The 2,042-nt window shown below is 60.6% G+C and carries 1 protein-coding gene; it reads right to left on the bottom strand.

All coding sequences use genetic code 11. From position 1 onward, the window contains the following. A partial coding sequence (locus AC1D1X_RS21675) for a S8/S53 family peptidase (protein ID WP_477699154.1) occupies positions 1-1,944 on the bottom strand: 1,944 nt, incomplete at its 3' end. Positions 1,945-2,042: the final 98 nt, after the last annotated feature.

The following is a 2,042-nucleotide window of genomic DNA, read 5'->3' on the forward strand; positions in this document are numbered from 1 at the left end:
CTCTTGCGGCGACGCATCGCTCGTACCCTGCAAGCGCACCACGGCACTGCTACGCGTCCCTGCGGCACTGACACCCAGCGTGGCCGGGTTTTCGTCGCTGGAGGCGGCTGCATCCGGGATTTTGACGACGCCGGGTCGCTGCGGCCGCGCTGCATCGGGGTCTGGTTTTTGCGGGGAATAGTGCGCCCATTTCGACCCCGTGATACGGGTGCCGCCGACCGACACAGTTTTACTGCCCGTGGCAATGCTGTTGAAGCTGCCGCTGCGCCGGATCAGGCTTGGATTGTTGGGGTGATCGACAAAGGAGCCGGGGTTGCCACTGGTGTCGTACCACTCGTCCTCAAAGTGCGATTGGCGCGCTCCGGTATGGGTGCCGATGACCACATCGTCTCGCTCCACGTAGGCATCCACCGTGACCGATTTTGTGGCGGTGTTCGTCAGCTTGATTTGCCATACTCCGCTGGGAGCTGTGACGTCTTTCTTCTCGAAGCTGAAGGTGGGTGACACCGCCAGCAGGGCGCAGGTGCCACGCCGGCCAGTGRCCACCGTCTTTGGATAAATCAGCGCGCAAAGGGGCTGCTTGTCGCTGTTGGCCCACATTCGGGACTGGCCAAACTTCAATGCTGGCAAGGCCGCTTGCCCTGGCGGCGTAATTTCAATCTCCAGGCCTTCGCGGTTCTCTTCAATCCAGAGCTCCACAAAGCTTTGCGTTGTATCGTCGGGCAGTGCGCACCAATGCAGCGTGGCGGACTTGTTTTTCGCCAGCGTTGTATTGGCATGCATGCGCAGTTGGTAGCCATTGCCAGCAGCCACAACAATCTGCAGGCGGCCATGAAGGAGGGTGATCAGCTGGTCCATGGCTGCCTCAAGCAGCGACGTTCCGTCATGCGGCCCGGCCAGCGTGCCAAAACTCACGTTCACCGTCACCTTGGCCGTGGGGGTGCAGCGAGAGAGGATGTACATAAACCCGTCCAGCACATGCACATTCATCGAGCCGCCCGAGGTGTCTTGCACGGTGTCGTAGTCGAGTTGCACTGCAACCAGCGGCGCGCGGCTGGCATCGTCGTTGGCCAGCGCCCAGCTAGGCGGCGCGTCATACGCAGGCGGCAAGTTGGCCACCTGGGCCAGCAGCTTGCGCGGCCCCACTGCCAGATCCATGACATGTGAGCCGTGACTGATCGACGTGTCCAGCGCGTGAAAAAAGCGCTCGGTCTTGGGCTGTTTCTGGCCCAGGGTAGAAAGCCCCAGTGCGACATAAACGGCGCTTTCATCCACCAAGCCGTTATAGACATTGGCCTGCATGGCTGCATTGATGTCTGCGGCGGTTAGCTCGTGTCCATAGCCCAACCCGGTGGGTGTGCGGCCCTTGCCTCGTGCGTCTTGCCGCCAGAAGTAGCGGGTACGGGCCTTGCCCTGATGGAGAAAATTCGCATGGGCCAATGCCAGGCTATCGTCAATCAGTCCGAACACCTTGCCCGAAAGCAGGCGCTCAGCACTGGCTTCAGCTTGGTACGCTTCGCCGCGCGAATGTGGAGGTGGATTGGTGTGCGAGCTCCCCACCGGATCGTCAGCGTATTCAGCTGCAGGCAGCCCCAGCTCAAGCCGTAGTACCAGCGGGTGAAGGCTGCCACCCGGCTGAATTGCCTTGAAAAACGCAGGCCTGACCCGCGCGGTGCAAAACCTCAGGCCAGCCGGCGCGACCGTGCCGGCATACACAGGTGGCACATGGAGCCACTTGGGGGAGGCCGCGGCAATAAGCTGGGACACCGTGGTACCCCGCGTCAGCTCAATAGCGATGGGCAACCACTTGGGCTGTGTGTCGCCATAGCCGGCAAAACTGTCGGTTTCGGCCCAGACCAGGTAAGGGTCAAAACCATTGGTGGCATTGGGCAACGCCCAGTCAATACCGGTAAATTCGCCCTTGGGCAATTTGCTCCAGTTCATGGCCGACCTATTTGAGAGGCAGCCATTCGGCTGCCGCTTTAGCCCACATAAAAGCAAGTATTGGTGATTTTTGTATCGCTTGCCTGGTGGTCTTGTAT

This window comes from Polaromonas sp. P1_G4, from assembly GCF_056405475.1.